Here is an 18,134-nt window from a genome sequence, read left to right on the forward strand (position 1 = left end):
CGGTCGAAACCGGGGCTTCTCGGCATCCGCCAGCCAGGCGGCAGCTCAGGGCGAGGAGGGTGCCTGCGGTGTCCTGGCCGTCGCGCTGGTACGGCTTCTGAGGCCGGCGGCGTAGGCCATCCAGTCGCCGGCGGACAGTCGCTGCCAGTAGACGGCGACGTCGATCGTCAGGCCGAGCTCGCGCGCGAGGATCGCGGCCGGCACTTCTTGAGCCAGCGCGAACAGGGCGGCGTTGCGCCCGGCTCTGGGGCGGACACCGATCTTGGCCAGACGCTTGCGCATGCCGGACTCGCCGATGTGGTGGCCCGGGCGGTTTCCCGGGAACAGCCACACGCAGTCGGCGGGGGCCCCGATTATCGAACGGCCGCGGCGAGTGGCCAGCAGGTCGCGCATGACCTGGTCGAGCGGCGGAGCGAGCAGGACCGGGGAGGTCCCCAGATGCAGGAGGACTTTGCCGCCCTCCTCTGTGACCTGGTCGGCCTTCAGGCGGATGACGGTTTCCAACTGCTGGGCGTAGAGGAGGATCACCAGGCTGGCCACGCGGTCGGCCGGACTCAGAGTCTCGTCGTGCAGGAGGCGACGGGCATCAGCCCACCTCCTGTCCTCGTCGAAGGGCCCGCTCGGGCCCCGCTGGATCTGCGGCGGAGGAGCGATCGCCGTTGCGTGGTGGTGGGTCACCGCCCAGCGGATGAACGCGGCGCTCTCCTTGGGGCGGACGCCCGTCCGAAGGAGGAAGGTGTCGACGTCGCCCTGGGTGCACGTCGCCAGGGTGCGGCGCTGCTGGGGCAGCCAGTTCATGAGGGCCACGGCCTGCGTGATGTGCGTGACGATGTTCCGGTACTGCTGGCGGGTGACGTCCTCTCCGGGCTTGAGACGTTGCCGGAGCCGTTGCAGCAGCCTCCAGTGCGCGTAGCCGTGCAGGATTCGGCGTTCGATGGGGTCGGTGCGCGCGTCGACGGCCTGGCGGACCATGCGCTCCAGTGCGAACAGCCGCTCGTCGCGGTGCGGCAGGGCGCCAGCGGCGACCAAGACGCTGCGCAGGTGCGCGAGGGGGCGCTCGGGGGCAGCGCGTCGAGGATGCTGTGGCCGATCGGTCCGGACTCGTCGCGAAGGCGGGTGATGACGGCCAGGACATCGGGCCTGCGGATCCAGGTGAGCGCCGAGTCGGGGCGCTCGACGCCCAGCAGCGCGGTGCGCAGGGTGAGCAGGTCCGGCCGGATCTGTTCTTCGGATCCCGCAAGCAGGTCTGCCAGGTGGAGATCGAGCCGGCATCGCTGGCAGGCCGCGGTGGTGAGCTGCCAGCCGGATCCGCAGCGGCCACAGGATCTCCAGAAGGCCGGATCGGGGTTGTGGCAGCGGGCGCAGACCGGCCGGGCAAGGGTTCCGGCGCGCACGGGCGCAACGGTGGAGCAGCTGCTGCACCGCATCCACCGGCCGGCGCACGCAGCACACCAGGGCAGGCCGGTGGCCTGCGAGATCTCGATGGTCTTGTGGAGCCCGCACAGCGAGCAAGTGCCGTGCCGAACAGGGCGGCAGTGCTGGCACAGCTGGTCGGCCTCGCTGCGGTGGGCGATCGGCCGGAGTTTGCCGCAGCGCGAGCAGCGCTCGCGGACGACCGGGTCGCGGCGCCTGCAGTGGGCGCAGACCAGAAGCCCGGCATCGTCCCGCCAGGTCAGCGGGCGCTCGGTGCCGCATCTGCTGCAGGGTTGGCTCCGGGTGCTCTGGTAGCAGGGCTGGCAGACCCGGGTGCCGTCGAGCTTCTGCGTCAGGGCCCGCTCCTCTCCGCATCGAGGGCACGGCGGCAGCGCGACCGTCGTCGCGCCGGCGGTGATCAGCAGCTCGATGAAGCGCAGGACCAGGGGTTCCGGTGCCTCGGCTCCCTCACCGGTCAGCAGGCCCGGGCGCTCCAGGACAGCGCGAGCCATCCGGCGGCGGACCACGGGCCGGACGGCGACGTGGATGAGGACCTGCTCCACGGCCTCAGCGGTCAAGGGCGGCTCCAGCCGTGCGACCAGGCCCACCAGTTCGGTCTCGGTGCCGTCCTCGTCTGGACATTTCTGGCACAGCGGGCGGCCCTGCCGGTCGCGCTTGCTCACTTGCATCCGGCCGCATGCCGTGCACAGCTCGGGCGGGTGCAGGCAGCTGTGGCAGCCCCAGTAGCCGCCGCGGCGGCTGAACAACGTACGCAGCTCCTTCCCGCAACCGCAGCAGCGCGGAGCAGACACCTCGTGCGCCCCGGCCTTTCTCAGCGCGGCGAGGAGCAGCCCTACCGACCACACCGACGGGTACTGACCGGTGGTCAGTACCCGCGGGTTGCTCCGCAGCTCCTGCGCGACCCGCCGACGGGTGACAGGGCCCCGGACCGTGCGTGCCACGACCTGCCGGACCTCGTCGCCGGCCAGGTGCCGCTCGACCCCGCAGACCAGCTCCACGATCTCGTCCAGGGGGTCACCGACGAGGTGTCGCGACGTCGTCACGTCGGTGTGATCCGGGCACGCTTGGGCCGCAGTTCGCCCAACCCGGCCTCGGGACCGCCCTGTCCGGCCGCGGCCGCCTTCCGTGGCGCCGCCCTGCGGCCGGTCGTCGCGGCCACCGGTTCGATCAGATCGTCCATCGTGCAGTCCAGAATGTCCAGGAGCGCCATGAGGACTTTGAGGCTGAGTCGCTCCGGTCGCTCGGCCACCAGCCGGTAGACCTGGCTGGAGGAGAGCGTGATGTCGCGCTCGGCCAACAGCGGGATGAGGTCGCTGGTGGAGAACATGCTGCGGTCGGCCATCACCTTGCGCAGGTTCCACTGGTAGTCGAGCTTCGCGCTCATCGGATCAGTCCCTCTCTCCCGGCCGCCGTCACACGAAGGCCGGCGCCAGCGCCGCCTGCAGGGCGGAGTCCATGAAGTCGTCGCTGACGTGCGTGTACACCGCCGTCGAGCTGTCGTTCTCATGCCCGACCTGCTGCTGGATGAAGCGCCGGTCCACCCCGTCCTCCGTCAGATGTGTCACGTAAGAATGCCGCAACGAGTGCGGGACGAGTGCCTTCGGCAGCCCCAGAGCGTCCCGGTACTCGGCGAACCGGTCGTTGATGTGCTCGGCCCGCACCCGGCCGCCGCGTTCGGTGACCCACAGCGCGGGCTGGTCGGGGAAGCCGAACCGCGGCCGGACGTTCTCTGCGTAGTCCTGGACGGCCTCCACCGCCCAGTCCATCACCGACAGCACGTTGCGCCGACGCGGTGGCTGGCCTCGCTTCGCTTTGCCGAACCGCACCAGCAGGGTTCCGTACCGGCCGAACTGACGGGCCTTTGGGTTGCGTCCGAAGTCGAGCAGGTCCAACTTGGCCGTCTCGGTCCGGCGCAGGCCCCAGCCGTAGATGGCCTTGAAGATCGTCGCGTCGCGGTAGGCCGCCAGCGCGCCCTTGCGCCCCGAACGCAGCGCGCGCTCGACCTGGTCGTCGGCGTAGTCGAGGAAGAGCTGGAGCTCCTCGCGGCTGAAGGGCCGGGCTTCGGGCTGACCCTCGTAGTCCTGCAGGTGAGGGATGGTGTTCCACTCGTGGCAGATGGCCACCGGGAACGTGCCGAACGCCGTCTCGCACACCGGCGCCCAGCCGTACCGGGGGTCCACCAGGAACTCAGTGAACTGCCTCACCGCGCCCTGGTACCCGCGGACGGTCGACGCCGCCAGATGCCGCTCGCTGGTCAGGGTGGCCGACCACTCGTCCATGTGGCCGGCGGACCACTGCCAGGGGTACTCGGCGCTGAAGTCCTGGAAGTGACGGACGATCCGCATCCGGTCGTAGATCGTTCCGTGTTTCAGGTTCCGGGCCAGCTGCTGCGAGCGCCAGCCGCTCAGCATCGCGTTGACCATCGCGTCCGCGGGGTGCAACTGCCGCACGCCCGGGACCAACTCCAGATGCGCCGCCCCAGCCAGGTCGGGCAGCTTGGATCGCACCATCCACGACCTCCCGCCAGATGCGTAAATCATGCATCAGAAGGGAATTCTTGGAAAGCGGTGCAGGTCAGCAACCTGAGCGATACTGTCGACCTCAGCGCGCCGAGCACTCGGCCGACCTTGTACGTAGCGGCTGCGCGCCCATCTGATGCAATACCGGACGGTTGGCGTAGCCGCGGCCCCAGTGTTCAGGCAGAAACTGATACGACACTTCGGCGTGGCCGTCACGTGCGTCCGGCTCCACCAGCACCAGTCCGAGGAGGCGGTCGTCCTCGCGTCGTACCACGCTGAAGACGCCGGTGGCCCCGATGCACCTCTGCCCGCGTAGGCGCACCACGTCCTCGGCGACGGGCCCGCCGAGATACCGGCGCACCTCCGCATCCGTCCACAGGCGAGCGATCGCCGGCACGTCGGGGGACGCAACCGGACGCAGTTCCAGGCGAGTCGTGGCAAGTGTGGCGGGCCAGTACGGCGCAGCGTACGCGGACGTCATGGGCGCGATCATGTCATCGGCCCATGCCGGTCCGTCGCACCGCCGGCCCGCCCGGGCCCTTGGATCAGGTGCAGGCGTGCGGCCGCGCACTCCGGGTAACCGCATGGCACGTGAGAGGACTTGAAGGGGAGACACATGCGGACCGGAGCCCACGGCACGGCGGCACAGCACGACGCATCGCGGACGAGCACGCGGGACGGGCCCATGACACCGTTGCTGAGAGGCCTCGCCATGTTGCTCGCGCTCGCGGCCACCGTCGCCTTCAGCGTGGTGCTCGCGCGCCTGACACTGGAGCCCTCCGCGGCCTCCGAGCCGTTGACTCACAGTAATCTCCGACCGGGCGACTCCATCCGTGACTACCTCACACAGCCCGCGCTGCGTGACACCGTCAAGCAACTGGGCGGAAATCTGGTGCTGGGGGTTCCGTTCGGTCTGCTTCTGCCGGTGCTCGTGCCGCGGGCCCGGGGCCTGCTGCGGGTGGTGGTGGTGACGGCCCTGGTGATGACGCTGGTCGAACTGGTTCAGGGCGCCCTCGTGACCGGTCGTGCATTCGATGTCGATGATGTCATCCTGAACACGACGGGCGCCCTCCTCGGATACCTCCTGCTGGGCCGCCGGCTCGGCCGTGCCGTGCACCCGCGTCGGCATCACTGGTGGCACCGCTGGACGGGGGACGGGACGAGGACCGAGCCCACCCGCGGTACACGCGAAAAGTGACCGAATTCCGCCGCACCAGCGCAACGGTGTGTGCACATCCCCTGAGGCGGGGCAGCCGATGCCGGACTGCCGTCGTGAAGAAGGGAAGGACATCATGGCGCGACCGAGGATTCTGGTGGTGGGAGCCGGCTTTGCCGGGGTCGAGTGCGTACGTCGGCTCGAGAGGAAGCTGGCCGCCACCGAGGCGGAGATCGTGCTCGTCACGCCCTTCTCCTACCAGCTCTACCTGCCGCTGCTGCCCCAGGTGGCTTCGGGCGTGCTCACGCCGCAGTCCGTCGCTGTGTCCCTTCGCCGGAGCCGAAAGCACCGTACCCGGATCATTCCGGGTGGCGCGATCGGCGTGGACACCAAGGCGAAGGTGTGCGTGATCCGCAAGATCACGGGTGAACTGGTCGACGCGAGGTACGACTACCTCGTCCTCGCCCCCGGCAGCGTCACCCGGACCTTCGACATCCCCGGGCTGCTCGAGCATGGGCGCGGGATGAAGACGCTGGCCGAGGCTGCCTTCATCCGTGACCATGTGATCGCTCAGCTCGATCTGGCGGACGCCAGCCACGACGAGGCGGAACGGACGGCCAGGCTTCAGTTCGTGGTGGTCGGCGGCGGGTATGCCGGGACCGAGACCGCCGCCTGCCTGCAGCGCCTCACCCAGCACGCCGTGAAGCGGTATCCGCGCCTGAACCCCGAGCGGATCTCATGGCATCTGATCGACCTGGCTCCCAAGCTGATGCCCGAACTGGGCGACCGGCTCGGACAGGTTGCTGTGGACATCCTGCGCGGGCGCGGGATCGAGGTCTCCCTCGGGGTCTCGGTCGCCGAAGCGGATGCCGACAAGGTGACGCTCACCGACGGTCGCGTTCTGCCCAGCCGCACGCTCATCTGGACGGCGGGTGTCGTCGCGAGCCCGCTGATCGGCACCCTCGACGCCGAGACGGCGCATGGCCGGCTCGTGGTGGGGGCCGAGATGGCCGTGCCGGGCGCCGAGGGCGTCTTCGCCCTCGGGGACGCCGCGGCAGTGCCGGATCTGGCCAAGGGCGGCGACGCACTCTGCCCGCCGACCGCGCAGCATGCCATGCGGCAGGGGCCCAAGGTCGCCGACAACATCATCGCCTCGATGCGCCATCAGCCGCTGCAGCCCTATGTGCACAAGGACCTTGGTCTGGTGGTCGACCTCGGTGGCCGGGACGCCGTGTCCAAGCCGCTCGGCATCGAACTGCGGGGCCTGCCGGCCCAGGCGGTGGCGCGCGCCTACCACTGGTCGGCGCTGAGGACCAACGTCGCCAAGACCCGGGTACTCACCAACTGGATGCTCAACGCCGTTGCCGGCGACGACTTCGTGCGTACGGGCTTGCAGGAGCAGAAGCGCGTCACCCTGCGCGATGCCGAATTCACCGACCTCTACCTGACTCCTGAGCAAGTCCGCGAGCACGTGGCCTCTCTGCGGGCGCGCACCTGACCGCCGCTGGGGGCACGGGCCCAGGACGCCCCGTGCCACCCTGCTCCTGGCCGCATCACGTGCTCCAGGACGACCGACGCGCTCCCCGCCCGACCCGGCGTTACCGTGGAAGCAGCACCCGATGCTGCCGTAGCGGCCGGCGCCCGCATGACGCCCGAGCACGGACAGGAGCGGCCCACGATGTCGACTGCTGACGCTCAACCGCAAGCCGGGGCCGTGGCGCAGATCGTCGTCCTCCCCGTCACACCTGGCGCACCACCGTTCCGTCTGGTCGAGATCAACGGGAACGTGGCCGGGACCGCTCACGACCTTCCGGACCTGATCGAGCTGGCATACAAGGCGGGCCTGAAGCATGTCGATCTCGACGATCCGGCACAGGTGCGATGGGTGGGCGGAGGCAAGTACAAATGGGCTTGAGGTGCGCCCTGCCGACCGAGGCCCGCCCATGGACGTCACACGCTCCGTGACGACCCCCAGGGCCAGGATCTGATGCGCCGTCTCCTGACCCGCGCGAGTGGCACCTCCTTCGACGCCCACGGAAGCGATCATCCGGCCACGACAGCGCGTCAGGGAACGACTCAGTCAGTCAGCCGGTGGGCTCGTCGGGGACGGGCTGGTCGGAGGGTGCGTCCTGCGACGGCATCGCTCCGCGCGGACCGGCCCCGGCCTCATCGAGGTCCGGCACATCGTTCCCCTCCTCACCGTCTTCCGGTGCCTCTCCAGGAAGGTGTGCGTCCTCCTCCTGCCGGTCCTGCTCCTCGGCCTCCTGGTCGGGCATGTCCCGGGGCAGTGGATCATCGGTCTCTTCGAAGCCTTCCGGCCGGTACTCTCCGGTCACTGTCCTCTCCTCCTCGGGTCGCTGCCGGGGGCTCGGGCGGTTGCGGGCGACGTCGCGAGTACCCCTTCCCCGGCCGACGACACGTTTCCCGAGTTCAGGGCCCGCGTGCGGTGGCGGGGGCGTGACAGTGGGAACGATGGTCTCCGGGGCCACGTCTGACGGACGGGGCCGAGAGGATCGGCACCGGGCACGCCGGCGCGGGGCGTCAGCCGAGTTCGAGACTGGTGATGCCGAACAAGCCCCGCCCGTCGATCTCGGGAACCGGGCCGGTGTACATCCGCGCGGTCTCGAAGGTGGGCACGAACCCCAGTTCCTGCATGAGGTCCGTAGCGGCCTTGTTGTGGTCGGGGACGTCGACGGCCACGGCCGTACCGGGCGCGCTCGCCGCGAGTGAGTGGATCAGGGCGGCCGCCACGTCCGGTGCGTCGGCGTACAGAGGGCCGATGCGGGAGGCCCCGCTGCAAGGGCGGATGACGCCGAGTCCTCGCAACTCGCCCTCGTGCAGGGCGGCGACGGCCGTGCGGCCGGGCAGGCTCGTCCATGCGGCGAGGAAGCCGCCACGTGTCTCGGGGAAGAAACGCCTGTCGTAGGCGGTCAGTTGTCCGAAAGGGATCGTGCCGGCATCGACGAGAGCGAAACCCTCCGACCGAACGGCGCCGGCGCCCGGCGCTCCCTCGAAGCGGATGTTGTTCCAGGCGTGACTGAACCCCGACCTGCGGTAGTTGTCCTGCTGATCGACGACGCCGTCGAGTCCCACGACCCGGCCGTCCAAGCGGGCCATGCCCGCACGCCACAGCTGCATCCCGTAGCCCTGTCCGCGCACCGAGGGCCTGGTGATGTAGAAGCCGATGAAACCGGAACCGACTCCATACCGGACCGCCGAGATGCACCCCAGTGGCTCACCGCTGCGGCGTCCGACCAGAAACCCTGCCGGATCGGCGACAGCGAATGCATGGCGGTCGGAGTCGCCCGGATTCCACCCCTCCTCCTCGGCCCAGTCGCGCATCAGCGCGATGTCGCGGGCACTCGCGTTCCGGATCTCGAATTCAGCCATGGCCTGCCGCCCTTCGCCGAGCACGACCGCAGGTCTCGCAGGTGTGCTGCACGTTCGGTCCGTGACGAGGCGTTTCTAGCAGCTGTGGTGCACGCGCCGATCAGGACAAGCCAGTCGGCTCTCAACAGCTCATTCCGGTGGGGCGCTTGTGCTTCACGATGAAATGCACAACAAGCGCGCCTGATGGGCGAAGTGCACCACTATGGTCTAGATTCTTGCCCCAGTTGAGTGATCCCATCGCAGCGGCCCGTACTGAGGTAGGGCTGTGCAACGTGGGGCGGCCGTACGAAATGTGCTCCGGGCCCCGCGAGAAGGGGTGCCGGACATGAGCCGTCGACACAGTCGCGCCGGAAGGGCGCGTGGGCGCGGGAACGAGCAGCACAGGCCGGTCTTCGTCGATGCCAGCGGACGGCGGGGCAGGAAGTTCCGGCGGTTCGGCTGGATTCTGATCCTTGCCAGTGCGTGTTGCGCCCTCATGCCGGTAGGTGTGCTGGTCGGCGGCGATTCCCGGGCGCCTTGGCTGCCGGGACTCGGCCGGTCGGACGAGGACCAGGCCGACCGCGTCGAGACGCGGCCCGATCCGGGAGGCCAGGTGGAAACGGACGCACCGCGGCGTGCTGCCCCTGTCGCGAGCCCTCCGTTCGACCTCGCCGGAGCCGTGGGTCCGTCGCCCTCGGTGTCCGGGAGCGCCGCGGACGGCAGCACGACGCCCGTGGCACCGGAGCCTGTCTCCCGGAAGCCCGCGCCGGCGATCCCCCTCCCGGGCCGTTCCTCGACGCCCGCCCCGGTCGCGAGCCCGTCACCCCCTGTTGACGACGGGCCGGAAACCGGGGCACCCTCCACCCCGCCTGCGCCGACGGATCCGACCCCGACGGGACCGACGCCCACCGACACCGCGCCGCCGGAGCCCGTCGGCAGCCCGTCACCGACGACAGAGCCGGTCGCGCAGTCGTCCCACTCGGCGGGGGGAGTCGTCTGCGCGGAGCCACTGATCGCGGTGTGCGTGGTGCTGCACGGCGTCTGACGCGGGTTCAGAACCCGAAGCCGCTCAGGCCCGGGTGGTCATCGGGGCGTCGGCCGAGCGGCCAGTGGAAGGCGCGGTCGGACTCCGCGATCGGCATGTCGTTGATGCAGGTGTGGCGTACCCGCATCAGACCGTCCTCGCCGAACTCCCAGTTCTCGTTGCCGTACGAGCGGTACCACTGGCCGGAGTCGTCGTGCCACTCATAGGCGAATCGCACGGCGATGCGGCTGCCGTCGAACGCCCACAGCTCCTTGGTGAGCCGGTAGTCCAGCTCCCGCTTCCACTTCCGGGACAGGAATCGAACGATTTCCTGGCGTCCGGTGATGAACTCCGCCCGGTTGCGCCAGCGCGAGTTCTCGCTGTAGGCGAGAGCCACCTGCTCGGGGTCGCGCGAATTCCAGCCGTCCTCGGCGAGGCGGACCTTCTCGATCGCGGTCTCCCGCGTGAACGGCGGAACGGGGGGACGTACGGACATGACTCTCTCCCACAAGGCAGCCCCGGGCGAGAACGTTCGTTCTCGCCCGGGGCAACAGTAGGAGAACATGCGTTCTCGTGCCACTGTCCGGGGAGTTCTACCGGCTCACAGTCCATGCGTCCCGTGTGTCCGGCCGTGCGCAGTGGCGCCGGTGCCGTAGCGGCGTTCGAAACGCTCCACTCGGCCGGCCGTGTCCACCACGCGGGCGGTGCCGGTGCAGACGGGGTGGCTCGCCGACGAGGTCTCGACGTCGATCAGCGGGTAGGTGCTCCCGTCCTTCCAAGTGATCGTTTCGGCGGAATCCGCCGTCGAACGGGTCAGGAATGCCACGTCTGCGGCACGGTCGCGGAAGACCACGAGGCGGGAGGTGGGGTGGATACGGGGCTTCATGAATGCTTCCTTCCTGGAAGATGGCGGACCGCGCGCGTCACCGCTCCTCGCGGAACAGGACGTGCCGCCCGGCGGCGGGGTCGAACTTGCGGAGCACGAGGCGGTCGGGATCGTTGAGGCGGTTCTTGCGCGTCACATACGTGCGGCCGGTACCGGCCGATGAACGCAGCGTGACCACAGGGCGTGCGCCACTGCGGGGCATATTTTCTCCCTTCGCCGGACATCGCCCCCGGAATCAGGGTGGCGTGTGATTTGTCCATGCCAGTGTCGGCTGGTGCAACAGCGGGCCTCGCATTCCCATTCCCTCGGGCCGAGGGAATGGCGGGCCGCCGGCGCTCAGGGCGCCAAACGGCCCTCCAGCGCGAGCAGCTCCTCGTCGCTGAGACGGGGAGGCCGCCAGTCGAGACTCGCCGCATGAGCCAGGAAGCGGTCGTCGAGTGCCAGGTGGTACGTCGCGACGTAGTAGGCGAGGTCGGAGTACCAGAACCACGTACCGTCGGTCTGCACGGACAGGCCGCAGATGATCGTGCCGTCACCGCGAAGCTCGTCATGGACCAGCCCGGGGGAGGCGGCGAGCACGGGGCCTGCACGCAGATAGGCGGCCAGCTCGCTCTCGACGGGGCGCGGTGAGGTCCCGGCCGCGGCATGGATGCTCGGGGCCTGCTCACCCCTGCCCCGCAGCTCACGGAAGTTCCCCAGGAGATTGCCCCGGCAGCGGTCGGCGCCCTGGCGCCGACGGTGCGCGGCCGAAGGGGCCAGGACCGGGGCCGGGAGTTCGCCCGTCGGAGGATTGGGCCCCGTGACAACCTCGACGCCGAGAGGAACGGGCCGTCGGGGCGCTTGCGGAAGCGCCTCGGCGGCACGGACGGCCAGTGCTGAGGGAAACGCACCTCGGGCCTCCAGCGTGGTCACGCAGGACTGGGCCTGGGCGATGGTGAAGCCGGGCACGCGCTGCCGCAACAGGCGCACGGCGTGCACCCTGCCCCGCGTGGCGGCCGTCTGCAGCAGCTCGGCCACGAGGCCGTCCAGCGGCTGTGGCAGGTCTTCACCCCTGTAACGGACGCGGTGGTCGTCCTCCCATGCCCCGGTGACCAGGTCCACGGCGGCGATCCGGTGCAGGCTGCCGTCGTTGCCGTCCACGAGGTAGGGGCCGTTCCCGGCCAGCGCGTCGCTCCCGTTCCCCGTACGGAGGTACTCGGAGGACTGGTGGCCGACGATCCAGCCGAGCTCGTGCTGCGTCACTCCGGCCACCACGGTGTGAACCGATGCGCCGTACAGGGCCAGTTCGGCACGGTACTCGCGCTCCAACTGCGCCTCGACCAGACGCACTGCGAACTCACGCTCGATCATGTCCGCAGCATGGACCTTCGCGCCCGGCCCGGGCGACTGGATTTCGGCCAGATCCCGCCCGCGTATACGCGTCGGAGGTTTCAGCAGCCCGTTGTCGGCGACCCGAACGGGAACCGATCAACGTCTGTGAATGAAGGAGGCACTTCCTGTGGAGAGCGCGAACTGGCGTCATGACGCGGCATGCCTCGACGAGGACCCCGACCTGTTCTTCCCGGTCGGCAACACCGGACCTGCCGTGCTTCAGGCCGCCGACGCCAAGGCGGTCTGCCGCCGGTGCCCGGTCCGCGAGCAGTGCCTGGACTGGGCCATGGCCCATGGCCAGGACTCCGGTGTCTGGGGCGGTCTCGACGAGGACGAACGGCGGGCGCTCAAGCGCCGGACGGCACGGCGGCGCTCCGTGGGGCGGGGCACCAGCTGACACGTGCGGCGCATCAGGCCGCCCGGGGCGCCTGTGAATCGCATGTGTACCGCCGTGCGATCCAGGCGTATCCGGAGGCGCCGTCCTCGATCTGAAACCTCGCGCGCCGGCAATCGAGGACTCCACCGCCTTCGAGCCGCCTTCGGCACCACGCCCCGCCCGCTCGGGACCACGGTCGCCGAGGCCCTGGAGTGGTACCGAGCGTGCCTCGGCACCCAGGTCCGCGGACAGCCGCCCGCCGGCGGTCGATCCGGGCCCACACATGCCGCGATCATGGAAATGCGCAGGCCGGCCTGCGATTCGGCCCGCCTGTCGGGGCCCCGCGGCTGCCGCGCGGTCCCCGGAACGCCTCCCGGACTGGTGACAGTTCGGTTGCGTGTGAGGGCAATCGCGTTCCCGTGGCCGGACTCGACCGTTGTCTGGGCATGGATACGTTCGGCAACGACCCGATTCCCGAGCCAGACCACGCGCTTGTCGACGCGTACTGGCTTGCCTCCAGTTCGCATGAGGGAGACACCTGCGCCTTCTGCATGCACCTGCGGAAGACCGACGCCCGGGCCGTCGGCAGGACCACAGCCGAGCGCGCCGCCGTGCCGTGGGTCGTCCCCACCGGGCTGCCGCCCCGCCGCTCGGAGTGTGCCGAGTGACGACGCGCACGGCGATCCTCCGCCACCGCCCCGCACACATCGCCGGGCGCCGGGCGTGCCCGAACTCCATGACGTGGCACGGCATCTGCGCCGATGCGGATGCCAGGCACCTTCTCTGCCGGCCGGGGCGGACCTGAGAGCGACATCACGGACGGGAGGGCCGGCTGCCGGCACGCGCAGGGAACCCGCCACCGCACCCTCGCCATCCTCACCACCGGACACCAACCGAGGGCGAGGACGGGCGATGGACGAGACGGTACGTCAGGAGTGCGGCACGGACACGGATGCGGCGGCCACAGGCGCCGGCAGGCTGACACGCCGAGGCCTGCTGGGCGCCGGTGTTGCGGCCGGCGTGGGCGTGGCCGTGGGGACCCGGGCGGCGGGCGCCTCCACCGCCCCGTCGTCCGCGCCCACGGCAGGCAGAGCTCCCCGTCCCCCTCGCGCAGGTGACTGGGCGGCACTGGGACGCGGGCTGGACGGAACCCTCGTACGGCCCGGCGCCCGCGACTACGACGCCGCACGCAAGCTGTTCAACCCGCGCTTCGACGGGGTGCGGCCGGCCGGGATCGCGTACTGCGCACGGCCCGAGGACGTGCGCAGCTGCCTGGAATTCGCCCGCCGCCACCAGGTGCCCGTCGCGGTGCGCAGCGGCGGCCACTCGTACGCCGGCTGGTCGTCCGGGCCCGGCCTGGTCGTCGATGTGCAGAAGATGGCATCCGTCTCCCTCTCGGGCAGCACCGCGACGATCGGCGCCGGCGCCAAACTGATCGACGTGTACGACCGGTTGACGGCCCGCGGGCGCACCGTGCCCGCCGGGTCCTGTCCGACGGTCGGCGTCTCGGGACTGGCTCTCGGCGGCGGTATCGGCGTCGTCAGCCGCGCCTACGGTCTGACGAGCGACAGCGTCACCGGCGCCCGCATCGTCACCGCCGACGGACGGATCCGTTACGTGGACGGCCGGCACGACCCCGACCTGTTCTGGGCTCTGCGTGGCGGCGGCAACGCCCAGTTCGGCGTCGTCACCGAACTGCGGTTGCGTACCCATGCGGCCCCCCGGTGCACGACGTTCTTCCTGAGCTGGCCATGGTCCAGGGCCGCAGCCGTAGTGCGGGAGTGGCAGCGCTGGGCTCCCACGGCACCCGATGAGATCTGGGCCAATCTGCATCTGTCCGCGCCGGCGGGCGGACGGCCCGGGTCGGTCCGCGTCGGCGGCCTGACCCTCGCAGGCCGCAGTGACCTCGAGAACCGCCTCGACCGTCTCGCCGACGCCATCGGCGCGCCCGCCCGGTCGGTGTCCGTGCGCACCAGGCCGTTCATGGACGCGATGAAGGTGATGGGCGGCGTCTCGGGCTTCACCATCGCCCAGGCCCACCAGAAGGGCGGCCTGCCAGGCCGTACCCCGCAGGGCCGGGTGGCGCGCGAATCGTACGCGGCACGCTCGGACTTCTACACCCGGCGTATCCCGTCCGACGGGATCAAGGCGCTGCTCTCCCGGGTGGAACGCCTGGCGGCGCTCACCGGAGGCGGCGCGGGGAGCATCGCCCTGGACGCCTTGGGCGGCGCGGTGGGGCGGGTCCGGGCGGCCGACACGGCATTCGTCCACCGCAACGCGCTGTTCCTGGCGCAGTACATCGTCTCGTGGCCCGACCACGCCTCAGCGACCACGGTCGCCCGCCACCAGGCATGGCTCGACTCCACGCACGGGGCGATGCGCCCCTGGGCGAGCGGGCGGGCTTACCAGAACTACACGGATCCGAAACTGCGGGACTGGCGCCGGGCGTACTACGGCGCGAACGCAGAGCGCCTCGCGCGGGTGAAGAGGTCGTACGACCCTGCGCGTCTCTTCCGCCACCCTCAGTCGTTCTGACCGTTGGTCGCATGACACGCAGGAGCAGCCCGGCGGCACGCAGGTGCCGCCGGGCCCGTTGCCGCGGGGTCAGTCCGTGAAGGTGTCCTTGGCCTTCTCCTTGGCAGCCCGCGCCTTGCCGCGGGTCTCCAGGGCAGCACCCTTGGCCTCGGCTTCCCGGTTGTGGATCGCGTGGCCGGTCTTCCGCATGGCCTTGCCGACAACCTGCTCGGCCTTGGCCTTGGCCTTCTCTCCGGCACTCATGGCAGTCCCTTCGTCGTCGGTCGCGATGCAGGTGCCCCGGTTCGCACGGTTGAAACGATGGACACTGCTGGGGCGATCACCTACCTGCTGTCACCGCCCGTGCCGGCCACCTCGCCGAAGGTCAGGCCGGTGCCGGTGAGGTCGGCCCGTACGCCCGAACGCTCCACCACGACGTCGCGCAGCCGCACGTCGCCGGTGGTCTTCGGCAGCGAGAAGGAGAGGGACAGCCGGTCGGACAGCTCCGGCGGCCGCAGTTCGAGCAGGGCACCGATCAGGTTCGGGTCGATGCCTGCCTTCTCCAGCAGCCAGGGGTGGTCGATGACGAGGTCGACCAGGTTGACCTTCAGCATCTGCTCGATGAAGCGCGGCGAGCCGGTGAGCCGGCTGAGTTCCGCCTCGCTTCTCAGGGCACGGTCGATCTGGGAGCGGGGTATGCCGAGACGCTCGACCACGGCGGGCAGGTCGAGGAGCGCCTTGGCGCGGGCCGCCTCCTTGGTGATCCGGCGTACTGCTTCGGGGTGCAGCCGCAGTCCGGAGTGCGCGGAGTCCTTGCCGGGGCGGTACGTGAACAGGCCCGGGACGTCCAGGCGCATGGATTCCACGGTGGTGGACACGGTGCGGTCGCCGTCGCGCTTCAGGTGCGCCTTCGCCCATACGCTCACGTCGCGCCCGGCGATCGGGAGCGATCCGGTGATCCGGATGGTGCCGCGTCCGGCGTTGGTGAACTCGACCTGGGAGGCACCCAGTTCGCGGTTGAGGTCGTCGAAGGAGAGCAGCACGTCGCCGTCCATGCGGTCGATCACCGCGCCCTGGATCGCGGTCGGCAGATCGCCGACGATCCGTATGTCGGTTGCGGTGGCGTGCACTTCGGCCAGGGAGACCTTGTCAGCGGCGACGTCGGGGACGGTGACGTCGGCCTTGTCGATACGGCGGTCCAGTACCTGGGTCAGGAAGGGGAAGCCCGCGATGTCGACCTGTGGCCTGGCGGCGAGGTCCAGCGACTGCTGGATTCTGTCCTCGGCCTTCTCCTCCGCGTACGCCACGGCGAGGCGGTCACCCGTCACGAAGAACGCCGCGGTGACGACGGCCGCGACGGTGAGTTTCAACGCGACGGGCAACGCCGCGAGGCGGCTCTTGCCGCGGTGGTTGGGAGGCGACCAGTCGTCCGCCTCGTCGTCGTCCGATCGGATCCCGAGCCGTTCGAAACCCGAGAAGCCTTCGTCGCTGCCGCCCGCGTCTGCGCCGTAGTCCGGTTCGGGGTCCGCCAGTTGAGCCAGTTCGTCGTACGGATTGCGTGGTTGCGTGGACATGCGTGTGGGGGATCGCATCGGCTCATCCCATCACGATCACCACGGCCGAACGCAAGTCCGACCGTGTCCGGCGGGGTGAGACTTGGACCACGTCCACAGAGCCACCGCAACCGTTCAAGAGGGGAAGGCCGTCTTCACCATGCCGGGGGTGGGGGACATGTCGTACCCGGGCGCTAGCGTGAAGCGACACAACGAGGGGTGGAGCAGGCATGAATACGAAGACCGTGCGGCACATGTACGTAACCGCTGCCGTGGCAGTGGCCTTTGCGTCGATCACTTCCTGCAACGGATCCGGTGGCGAGCAGGACAGCAAGCAGGATCGCGGCGCAGGTGTGGTGAAGGTGGACCCGATCGCGGCACTGCGCAGTGTGCAGGCCAAGACCAAGGGTGCCGATTCAGCGCGTGTCGAGGGCACCACGGTGATGGGCGACGCCATGTCCATGAAGCAGTCCGGGGCCATCGCATGGACCGACGGCCTCACCGGCACGATCGAGATCACGTACACCGGCGGCACCATGGCGGACAGCCTGAAGCAGGCCGGAGTGAACGGCCCGATCGAGGCCCGGTACTTCAAGGAGGGCTACGTCGTGAACATGGGCGCGGCCACCGCCCAGCAGTCCGGTGGGAAGCACTGGATCAGCTATGACTACGACGATCTGGCCGAGGTCGCCGGCGCGGCCGGTGAGGTGATGAAGGACCAGCTGCAGAACACCACCCCTGACCAGGGTGTGAAGTCCCTGCTGGCCTCGGGTGACGTGAAGAAGGTCGGCCGGGAGGACGTACGCGGGGTCACGGCGACGCACTACTCGGGCACGGTCGATGTGGCCGAACTCAGTGCGAAGAACAGCTCCCTGGACGCCGACCAGCTCGCGCAGCTCAAGAAGCAGCTCAGCGACGCCGGGATCACCACGGAGAAGGTCGACATCTGGGTCGACGACAACGACCTGCTGGTGAAGAAGGTTGAACGGGGCCAGATGAAGACCGGCGAGTTCAACTCGACCGTTTTCTACAGCGACTACGGCACCAAGGTCTCGGCGGAGAGGCCTGCGGCTTCCGACACGGTGGACTTCAGGGAGCTGATGCAGAAGGGCACCTCGTAGGCCCCTTGCACCGTCCGGCGCCCGCAGAGCGTGTTCGCAGGCGCGCACCGATGCCGGGCACCGTGGCACCAGTGCCGCGGTGCCCGGCAGTTCGTGCCTCGGCCGGCGGGCGGATCAGGCCCCTGCGACCATCCGTTCCAGGCCGTCAAGGATCAGGTCGAGGCCGAAGACGAAGTCGGGTGCGCCGTCGTACGTGCCCTCCATGACGTGGACGGCCATTTCGGTCAGGTGCGGGTAACGGCCGGGAGGCAGTTGAGGCAGGTGGGTCGCTGCTGCTTCGGGGAACTGCTCCACCTCGAAGGGGAAGTTGAGTCTCTGGAGCGTGAAGCCGTAGATATGACTGTCCATGGCGCTCCAGGCACGGTCGGCCTGTTCGATCGAGAAGCCCGCTTCCCGCAGGCTGCCGAGTGTCGAGTCCACATAGCGCAGCATCGCGGGCCCGACGTGGGGACGGGACATCAGCAGCCTGCACGCCCATGGGTGGCGTAGCAGCACTTCGTGTGCCGAGATCCCCCGTCGGCGCATGGCCGCCTTCCAGTCGTCCTCCGGGGACGGGACGCTGATCTCGCCCACGACGAGATCGACAATGCCGTCCAGGATCGCGTCCTTGTTGGCCACGTGCTTGTACAGGGACATGGCCTCGACGCCCAGTTCCTGGCCGAGCCTGCGCATGGTCAGCGCTTCGGCGCCGCCGGAATCGGCGAGTGCCAGTGCGGTGCGCAGCACGCGCTCCGTGCTCAGCGGCTCACGTGGGGCCGCACCCGCGGCGCTCCGCGGTGCCATGGTCGCTCCACCCTTCCTCCTTGACAGG

Annotated in this window: 21 protein-coding genes; 7 read left to right on the forward strand and 14 right to left on the reverse strand. The window is 69.9% G+C overall.

Annotation, left to right across the window (positions count from 1 at the left end; genetic code table 11):
• Positions 1-45: 45 nt before the first annotated feature.
• From ABZ208_RS19530 to ABZ208_RS19550, 5 genes are all read right to left on the reverse strand, one after another.
• Positions 46-798 (reverse strand): hypothetical protein, encoded by a 753-nt coding sequence (locus ABZ208_RS19530; protein ID WP_356910702.1) that lies wholly within the window; start codon positions 796-798, stop codon positions 46-48.
• Positions 795-2,477 (reverse strand): hypothetical protein, encoded by a 1,683-nt coding sequence (locus tag ABZ208_RS19535; RefSeq protein ID WP_356910703.1) that lies wholly within the window; start codon positions 2,475-2,477, stop codon positions 795-797. The genes ABZ208_RS19530 and ABZ208_RS19535 overlap by 4 nt, the downstream gene beginning before the upstream one ends.
• Positions 2,474-2,818, reverse strand: coding sequence for a helix-turn-helix transcriptional regulator (locus tag ABZ208_RS19540; RefSeq protein ID WP_356910704.1), 345 nt, complete (start codon positions 2,816-2,818; stop codon positions 2,474-2,476). The genes ABZ208_RS19535 and ABZ208_RS19540 overlap by 4 nt, the downstream gene beginning before the upstream one ends.
• Positions 2,819-2,846: 28 nt before the next feature.
• Complete coding sequence (locus ABZ208_RS19545) at positions 2,847-3,944, reverse strand: tyrosine-type recombinase/integrase (RefSeq protein ID WP_356910705.1); 1,098 nt, start codon at positions 3,942-3,944, stop codon at positions 2,847-2,849.
• A gap of 91 nt (positions 3,945-4,035) precedes the next feature.
• Positions 4,036-4,434 (reverse strand): GNAT family N-acetyltransferase, encoded by a 399-nt coding sequence (locus tag ABZ208_RS19550; RefSeq protein ID WP_356910706.1) that lies wholly within the window; start codon positions 4,432-4,434, stop codon positions 4,036-4,038.
• Positions 4,435-4,638: 204 nt separating this feature from the next.
• Here ABZ208_RS19550 and ABZ208_RS19555 point away from each other — a divergent pair, with 204 nt between their 5' ends.
• From ABZ208_RS19555 to ABZ208_RS19565, 3 genes are all read left to right on the forward strand, one after another.
• Positions 4,639-5,151: a VanZ family protein gene (locus ABZ208_RS19555; protein ID WP_356910776.1), complete on the forward strand. Its 513-nt coding sequence runs from the start codon at positions 4,639-4,641 to the stop codon at positions 5,149-5,151.
• Positions 5,152-5,245: 94 nt separating this feature from the next.
• Positions 5,246-6,607: an NAD(P)/FAD-dependent oxidoreductase gene (locus ABZ208_RS19560; protein ID WP_356910707.1), complete on the forward strand. Its 1,362-nt coding sequence runs from the start codon at positions 5,246-5,248 to the stop codon at positions 6,605-6,607.
• 216 nt (positions 6,608-6,823) lie between these two features.
• Positions 6,824-7,024: a hypothetical protein gene (locus tag ABZ208_RS19565; protein ID WP_356910708.1), complete on the forward strand. Its 201-nt coding sequence runs from the start codon at positions 6,824-6,826 to the stop codon at positions 7,022-7,024.
• 169 nt (positions 7,025-7,193) lie between these two features.
• On the opposite strand, the gene ABZ208_RS19570 is transcribed toward ABZ208_RS19565, so the two are convergent.
• The 6 genes from ABZ208_RS19570 to ABZ208_RS19595 all read right to left on the reverse strand — a co-directional run bounded on the left by ABZ208_RS19570 (position 7,194) and on the right by ABZ208_RS19595 (position 11,738).
• Positions 7,194-7,445, reverse strand: coding sequence for a hypothetical protein (locus tag ABZ208_RS19570; RefSeq protein WP_356910709.1), 252 nt, complete (start codon positions 7,443-7,445; stop codon positions 7,194-7,196).
• Positions 7,446-7,650: 205 nt separating this feature from the next.
• A complete protein-coding gene (locus ABZ208_RS19575; RefSeq protein ID WP_356910710.1) occupies positions 7,651-8,499 on the reverse strand; it encodes a GNAT family N-acetyltransferase in 849 nt (282 codons plus the stop codon).
• A gap of 1,031 nt (positions 8,500-9,530) precedes the next feature.
• Positions 9,531-9,998 carry a nuclear transport factor 2 family protein gene (locus ABZ208_RS19580; RefSeq protein WP_356910711.1) on the reverse strand — a complete coding sequence of 156 codons (468 nt, stop codon included), beginning with the start codon at positions 9,996-9,998 and terminating at the stop codon, positions 9,531-9,533.
• 105 nt (positions 9,999-10,103) lie between these two features.
• Positions 10,104-10,388 (reverse strand): type B 50S ribosomal protein L31, encoded by a 285-nt coding sequence (locus tag ABZ208_RS19585; RefSeq protein WP_356910712.1) that lies wholly within the window; start codon positions 10,386-10,388, stop codon positions 10,104-10,106.
• Between the two features lie 37 nt (positions 10,389-10,425).
• Positions 10,426-10,590, reverse strand: a complete 165-nt coding sequence (gene rpmG / locus ABZ208_RS19590; RefSeq protein ID WP_356910713.1) for a 50S ribosomal protein L33 — start codon at positions 10,588-10,590, stop codon at positions 10,426-10,428.
• 134 nt (positions 10,591-10,724) lie between these two features.
• A complete protein-coding gene (locus tag ABZ208_RS19595; RefSeq protein WP_356910714.1) occupies positions 10,725-11,738 on the reverse strand; it encodes a YrhB domain-containing protein in 1,014 nt (337 codons plus the stop codon).
• Positions 11,739-11,868: 130 nt separating this feature from the next.
• Here ABZ208_RS19595 and ABZ208_RS19600 point away from each other — a divergent pair, with 130 nt between their 5' ends.
• The 3 genes from ABZ208_RS19600 to ABZ208_RS19610 all read left to right on the forward strand — a co-directional run bounded on the left by ABZ208_RS19600 (position 11,869) and on the right by ABZ208_RS19610 (position 14,670).
• Positions 11,869-12,156 (forward strand): WhiB family transcriptional regulator, encoded by a 288-nt coding sequence (locus ABZ208_RS19600; RefSeq protein ID WP_356910715.1) that lies wholly within the window; start codon positions 11,869-11,871, stop codon positions 12,154-12,156.
• A gap of 425 nt (positions 12,157-12,581) precedes the next feature.
• Positions 12,582-12,803: a hypothetical protein gene (locus tag ABZ208_RS19605; RefSeq protein WP_356910716.1), complete on the forward strand. Its 222-nt coding sequence runs from the start codon at positions 12,582-12,584 to the stop codon at positions 12,801-12,803.
• A gap of 244 nt (positions 12,804-13,047) precedes the next feature.
• A complete protein-coding gene (locus ABZ208_RS19610) occupies positions 13,048-14,670 on the forward strand; it encodes an FAD-binding oxidoreductase (RefSeq protein WP_356910717.1) in 1,623 nt (540 codons plus the stop codon).
• 69 nt (positions 14,671-14,739) lie between these two features.
• Here ABZ208_RS19610 and ABZ208_RS19615 read toward each other — a convergent pair whose 3' ends face one another.
• Together ABZ208_RS19615 and ABZ208_RS19620 are read right to left on the reverse strand one after the other, a co-directional pair.
• Positions 14,740-14,913, reverse strand: a complete 174-nt coding sequence (locus ABZ208_RS19615; RefSeq protein ID WP_356910718.1) for a hypothetical protein — start codon at positions 14,911-14,913, stop codon at positions 14,740-14,742.
• 80 nt (positions 14,914-14,993) lie between these two features.
• Positions 14,994-16,223: a DUF2993 domain-containing protein gene (locus tag ABZ208_RS19620; protein ID WP_356910719.1), complete on the reverse strand. Its 1,230-nt coding sequence runs from the start codon at positions 16,221-16,223 to the stop codon at positions 14,994-14,996.
• A 209-nt stretch (positions 16,224-16,432) separates the two neighbouring features.
• Between ABZ208_RS19620 and ABZ208_RS19625 the strand changes: the two genes are divergently transcribed.
• Positions 16,433-17,323 (forward strand): hypothetical protein, encoded by an 891-nt coding sequence (locus ABZ208_RS19625; protein WP_356910720.1) that lies wholly within the window; start codon positions 16,433-16,435, stop codon positions 17,321-17,323.
• A 114-nt stretch (positions 17,324-17,437) separates the two neighbouring features.
• Here the strand turns inward: ABZ208_RS19625 and ABZ208_RS19630 are convergent, their stop codons facing one another.
• Entirely contained in the window at positions 17,438-18,106 is a 669-nt protein-coding gene (locus ABZ208_RS19630) for a TetR/AcrR family transcriptional regulator (protein WP_356910721.1), read from the reverse strand.
• Positions 18,107-18,134 lie beyond the last annotated feature (28 nt).

Source organism: Streptomyces sp. NPDC006208 (assembly GCF_040613775.1).
Taxonomy (GTDB): Bacteria; Actinomycetota; Actinomycetes; order Streptomycetales; family Streptomycetaceae; genus Streptomyces.